The 5,679-nt window shown below is 63.5% G+C and carries 7 protein-coding genes; 3 read left to right on the top strand and 4 right to left on the bottom strand.

All coding sequences use genetic code 11. The features are described from left to right. Both EN750_RS16060 and lgt read right to left on the bottom strand, forming a co-directional pair. Nucleotides 1-527 (bottom strand): SAM-dependent methyltransferase (locus EN750_RS16060; RefSeq protein WP_189526235.1); only part of this gene is annotated, 527 nt, incomplete at its 3' end. After that, a complete protein-coding gene (gene lgt / locus EN750_RS16065; protein ID WP_127396991.1) occupies nucleotides 524-1,378 on the bottom strand; it encodes a prolipoprotein diacylglyceryl transferase in 855 nt (284 codons plus the stop codon). The genes EN750_RS16060 and lgt, both read right to left, overlap by 4 nt. A gap of 168 nt (nucleotides 1,379-1,546) precedes the next feature. Here lgt and EN750_RS16070 point away from each other — a divergent pair, with 168 nt between their 5' ends. The 3 genes from EN750_RS16070 (at nucleotide 1,547) to EN750_RS16080 (ending at nucleotide 3,083) form a co-directional block, all read left to right on the top strand. Further along, nucleotides 1,547-1,849, top strand: coding sequence for an accessory factor UbiK family protein (locus EN750_RS16070; RefSeq protein WP_013530008.1), 303 nt, complete (start codon nucleotides 1,547-1,549; stop codon nucleotides 1,847-1,849). Between the two features lie 346 nt (nucleotides 1,850-2,195). Next, the gene (locus tag EN750_RS16075; protein ID WP_013893499.1) at nucleotides 2,196-2,696 is read left to right on the top strand and encodes a YbjN domain-containing protein; all 501 of its coding nucleotides are present in this window, start codon (nucleotides 2,196-2,198) and stop codon (nucleotides 2,694-2,696) included. Between the two features lie 27 nt (nucleotides 2,697-2,723). Further along, nucleotides 2,724-3,083 carry a tRNA-binding protein gene (locus EN750_RS16080; RefSeq protein WP_127261686.1) on the top strand — a complete coding sequence of 120 codons (360 nt, stop codon included), beginning with the start codon at nucleotides 2,724-2,726 and terminating at the stop codon, nucleotides 3,081-3,083. On the opposite strand, the gene EN750_RS16085 is transcribed toward EN750_RS16080, so the two are convergent. Then, nucleotides 3,080-4,102, bottom strand: coding sequence for a glycosyltransferase family 1 protein (locus EN750_RS16085; RefSeq protein WP_127396992.1), 1,023 nt, complete (start codon nucleotides 4,100-4,102; stop codon nucleotides 3,080-3,082). The genes EN750_RS16080 and EN750_RS16085 overlap by 4 nt on opposite strands. A gap of 220 nt (nucleotides 4,103-4,322) precedes the next feature. Beyond that, on the bottom strand, nucleotides 4,323-5,679 hold a 1,357-nt coding region (locus EN750_RS16090; protein ID WP_245482720.1), incomplete at its 5' end, for an ATP-binding protein.

The following is a 5,679-nucleotide window of genomic DNA, read 5'->3' on the forward strand; positions in this document are numbered from 1 at the left end:
CGCTCGCGCCAGCCGGCGCCGGCGCGGAGGAACTGGCGGATGGGCACGGCGTCGAACAGTTCGTTGCCGACGATGAACAGCGGTTGCTGCGGCAAGGTCTCGATGGTTTCATGCCAGCCAACCGCGAAGGGTGTGGCGCCAAGCGTCTGCTTTTGCACCTCGGTCAGGCGCGGGCTGGTCTCGATCATGGCGAAGGTGGCGCCGCTGGCCAGATCAGGATCGAGCCGCGACAGCGTACGCAGCATGTCCTTCATCAGCGTGCCGCGGCCGGGGCCGATCTCGGCGATGGTGGCCGGCAGCGGCCGGCCGCTCGCCTGCCACGCCTGGTACATCCACACGGCGACCAGTTCACCGAACATCTGGCTGATCTCCGGCGCGGTGATGAAGTCACCGGCCGCACCAAAAGGCTCGCGCGTCGTGTAGTAGCCGTCCGCCGGGTCGAACAGGCACATCGCCATGTATTCGTTGATCGGTATCGGCCCCAGGGCCTCGATCAGGTCGACGATGCGGGTCTTCAGCCGTGTCATGCCGGCTGCGGCTGCGTCACCGGCTTGGCGGTCAGCATCGCCCAGATGCCGGCCAGCACCATCGGCGTCGACAGGATCATGCCCATGGTCAGCCAGTTGGTGCCGAGGAGGTAGCCGAGCTGCTGGTCGGGCTCGCGGAAGAACTCGACAAAAATGCGCGACAGGCCGTAGCCGCAGATGAAGGCGCCGCCGACGAAGCGCGGCGTCTTCAGCTTGAGGCGCGAATGGGTGAGAATGCGCAGCACGAGGAACAGCACCACGCCTTCGAGAAGCGCCTCGTAGAGCTGGCTCGGGTGACGGGCAAACGGCCCGCCATTGGGGAATTCGAAAGCCCAGGGCACGTCGGTTGGGCGCCCCCACAACTCGGAGTTGATGAAGTTGGCGACGCGCACCAGGCCAAGGCCGACCGGCACGCCGGCCGCCACGACGTCAAACAGCGACCAGGTGCGGATGCCGCGCTTGATGGAAAACAGCGTCATGGCGAGGATGACGCCAAGCAGGCCGCCATGGAACGACATACCGCCTTGCCAGACCGCCAAGATATCGAGCGGGTGGGCGATGTAGCGTGGCAGATCATAGAACAGCACATAGCCGGTGCGGCCGCCGAGCACGACGCCGATGGCCGCCCAGACGATGAAGTCGTCGAGATCCTCCGGCTTCATCGGCAGGACGCCGTTCGGCCACAGCCTGGCATTGGCGGCGAGCCGCTTGGCGTACCACCAGGCAAACAGGATGCCGACGATATAGCCGACGCCATACCAGTGCACCGCCAGCGGCCCGATCTGGATGAGGATCGGGTTGATGTTGGGGAAGGGCAAGGAGGCCAGCGGCAGCAGGAAATATTCGTTCAACGGGGAACTCTCATTGCGAAACGCGTTTGCGCGCGGACCATGCGGCAGGGTTTTGGCAGGGTCAAGGCAAGGTGGGCGCCCTCGACTTGATGCCGCAGCGCGGCGCAACATGCTTGCATTCGACGCGCAGCGCCACTACGTCAATTTGTGCAAGCGCGAGGATTTGCCATGTCGACCGGACCGAACCGCATTCTCGATGAATTCGCCAAGCTGATGACCGACGCCGCCGGCGCCGCCCAGGGCGTGCGCCGGGAGGTGGAGACGGCCTTCAAGGGGCAGGCCGAACGCATTCTCAACACCATGGACGTGGTGCAGCGCGAAGAGTTCGAAGCCGCGCGCGAGATGGCCGCCAAGGCGCGGGAAGAAAACACTCGCCTTGCCGCCCGCATCGAGGCGCTCGAGGCGAAGCTTGCCGAACTGGCCGGCGACGCCACACCAGCGACGGCGGCCAAGCCGCGCACAAAAAAATAATCGTTAAACTTTTCCACATAGCCCGATCCTGAAAAGCGCTTTGCCGTGAATCGCTTAACGGCATTGCATGAATCTTTGTGACAGCGGCTTTCCACATGCGAATGACGCAGTGCGAAAAATTGGGCTGTTCACGCGACTCCCGATCAATAGACTGAATTTGTTGCATGATTCGGAGCAGGGTCATGCGACCGGGCGGTGGGGTCCGGTCTGGGGTCTTTGCGTCGAGAAGGTAGTCTTTTGCGCGAAGAAAGTCCTGGCCGTCCGAGTTCTAGACAAGATTGTTCGTTGTGTGTGCCCTCCCGCGGAGCGTGTGGCGGCGCTCGTACAGAACGACAGGAAGCATTCCATGGAACTTCTCGAACTCGAATTCTCCCGCGAAATCCATCCGGTGGATGTTATCGAGCAGGTGGCCCACAACAACGACTGGTCCTTTGAGCGGGCCGGCGACGACGAGATTTCGATCTCGGTTGCCGGAAGTTGGACCGACTATCACGTCTCCTTCTCGTGGATGGAGGATTTCGAGGCGCTGCACCTGGCCTGCGCCTTCGACATCAAGGTGCCGGAGACCCGCGCGCTGGAAGTGATGCGGCTCTTGTCGCTGATCAACGAGCAGATGCTGTTTGGTCATTTCGACCTCTGGGAGCAGGAGGGCGCGATCATGTTCCGCCAGTCGCTGCTGCTGGCCGGCGGGGTCGAGCCGTCGAGCCAGCAGGTCGAAGTGTTGCTGTCGTCGGCGCTGGAAGCCTGCGAATGCTATTTCCAGGCGTTCCAGTTCGTCGTCTGGTCGGGAACCTCGGCCAAGGACGCCCTGGCCGGCGTGCTGTTCGAGACCTACGGCAACGCCTGAGTCCCCGCAAGGCAGACAAGAACCAAGATGAGTTCGAACAGCGAGCGCAAGCCCGAGATCAGTTTTGCCGATTTCGATCGTGTCGACATCCGCGCCGGCACGATCGTCGAGGCCGAGCCGTTTCCCGAGGCGCGCAAGCCCGCATTCAAGCTGAAGATCGATTTCGGCGCCGGCATCGGCATCAAGAAATCGTCGGCGCAGATCACCAAATATTATACACCGGAGACGCTGATCGGCCGACAGGTGTTCGCGGTGGTCAATTTCCCGCCGCGCCAGATCGGTCCATTCATGTCGGAAGTGCTGACGCTCGGCTTTCCCGACGAAGAGGGCGCGGTGGTGCTCGGCGCGATCGAGCGCAAGGTGCCGGATGGCGGGCGGTTGTTTTAGGCCGCCAGCTTGCGCGTCGTGCCCAGCGCTTCCTCGACCGTGTCGAGGAACATCTCTGCACAAGCCTTCCAGCTGTAGCGCATGGCGCGTTCGCGTGCTTCGGCACGGTCTACATTGAGCGCGGCAAGCGAGGCCTCGCGCAGATCGTTGGAGACCGCGCCGCCAAAGCCGTCGCCGACAATGTCGATCGGCCCGGTCACCGGATAGGCGGCAACCGGCGTGCCGCTGGCCAATGCCTCGATGATGACGTTGCCGAACGTGTCGGTGCGGCTCGGGAAGACGAAGACATCGGCCGAGGCATAGATCTCGGCCAGTTCGTCGTTGGGGCGATGGCCGAGGAAATGCGCTTGCGGATATTTTGCCTTCAGCCTGACAAGCTCAGGGCCTTCGCCGACGATCACCTTGCTGCCCGGCAGGTCGAGGTCGAGGAAGGCGGAGAGGTTCTTTTCGATGGCGACCCGGCCGACGCAGAGGAAGACAGGACCGGGAAAGCCGAGATCCTTCTTCTTGTCGGGCCGGAAATGGTCGGTGTCGACGCCGCGCGTCCACGGCCGCAGCTTGGTGAAGCCGCGCGCCGAGAGGTCGTCGGCAAGCGACTGGGTGGCGACCAGCGTGCCTTGGCCGGAATTGTGGAAATCGCGCAGCCAGCGATAGGCCCAGCTTTCCGGCACCGGCAGCCGTGCGCTGAGATATTCGGGGAAGCGCGTGTGATAGCTGGTGGTGAACGGCCGGCCGGCATTGCGGCAATAGCGCCGCGCCATGATGCCGAGCGGCCCTTCGGTGACGATGTGGATGTGGTCGGCCTTGCCTGCGTCGATCAGGCGCGCGACATGGCCGGGCGTGGTCAGCGCCAGCCTGATGTCGGGATAGGTCGGCAAGGGCAGGGTGCGAAAGATGTTCGGCGTCAGGAAATCCACGGCGACATCGAAGGATTTCAGCGTCTCGGTGAGCCGCTCCAGCGTGTGGACAACGCCGTTAACCTGCGGCCGCCAGGCATCGGTGACCATCAATATGCGCATGGCGGCCCTTTGCAGGAAAGGTCGACGGTTGCCTTGAGACGATGCCGGAACGGCGACCAGCCCGCTGCTCTCGCTTCGCTCCAGCGCACCCGGACGGGCACGGGGTCGAAGTGAGGCGGCAAGGCCGAATCAATTGAGGTCGCGCGCTTCATGCGCGTTCTTGATCATGGTTTCATGACGGGCGGATGAAGCCGGTTTCCACTTTTCGGTATCGTGCCGGTTATGCGGGAACCTTGATGATAGCGCGCAGTCCGCCGAGCGGGCTGTCTTCAAGGGTGATGTCGCCGCCATGGGAACGGGCGATGTCGCGGGCGATCGACAGGCCGAGCCCGGTGCCGCTGGCATCGAGGTTGCGGGCCTCGTCGAGCCGCACGAAGGGTTTGAACACGTCTTCGCGTCGGTCGGCGGGAATGCCCGGACCATCGTCGTCGATGGTGACCAGCAGCGAGCCGCGGCCATGGGTGGCGTTGACTTCCACCGTCTTGGCATAGCGGAAGGCGTTGCCGATGACGTTGGACATCAATCGGGCAAAGGCGTTCGGCCGCACATGCACATCGGGGTCTCCGGCAAGCGTCGTCGACAGCTTGCGCTTGCGCAGCCTGGCTTCCTCGCCGAGCTTTTCGAAATAGGCCTCGAGATCGAACCGTCCGGCGTCTTCCGAAGCCTCGCCGCGGGCAAAGGCGAGATAGCCTTCGAGCATCGACTGCATGTCGTCGATGTCCTGGTCGAGCGCGGCCTTGGTCTCGGCCTTGCCGCCGGAAAGCGCCAACTGCAGCTTGAAGCGGGTGAGGATGGTTCGCAGGTCATGGCTGACACCGGTCAGCATGGCGGTGCGCTGCTCGATCTGGCGCTCGATGCGCTCGCGCATCTGCATGAAGGCAAAGCCGGCGCGGCGAACCTCCTCGGCGCCGCGCGGCCGGAAGTCACGCGGCATCGGCCGGCCCTTGCCGAAGCTTTCGGCGGCTTCGGCAAGCATCAGGATCGGCCGGATCTGGTTGCGCAGGAAGGGAATGGCGATCATCAGGAGCACCAGCGAGGTGCCGACCATCCAGATCAGGAAGATGTGGGTGTTGGAGGCATAGGCCTGGCTGCGGCGCACGAAGACGCGCAGCACCTTGCCCTCGAGCTGCACGCGCACCTCGACGATGTTGGAGTTGCCGACCGTGTCGATCCAGAACGGGCGGTTAATCTGGCGGGTGATCTCCGACGAGAGAACATCATCCAAAATCGAGAAAAACGGTTTTGGGCCAGGCGCGGGCAGCGGGTCGGGCGGCAAGAGGTCGACCTTCAACTGCATGCGGTCCTGGGCGATGCGTATGATGTTGGTGTAGTCGGCATCGCGCGGATAGGTTTCGATCAGGTCGATGATGGCGGCGATGTCGCGCACGGTGGCCTGCGACAGGCGCTGCGTCACGGTTGCCCAATGACGTTCCATGAAGACGAAGGCGACGACCGATTGCAGCAGGATCATCGGCGCGATGACGATGATCAGCGAGCGGGCATAGAGCCGCTTGGGCATATACAGCGAGACGAGGCGCCAGAAGCGGTTCCAGGCGCGCGGCACCGCCTTCAGCGTC

Origin of the sequence: Mesorhizobium sp. M7A.F.Ca.ET.027.03.2.1 (assembly GCF_003999175.1) — a bacterium.
Taxonomy (GTDB): domain Bacteria; phylum Pseudomonadota; class Alphaproteobacteria; order Rhizobiales; family Rhizobiaceae; genus Mesorhizobium.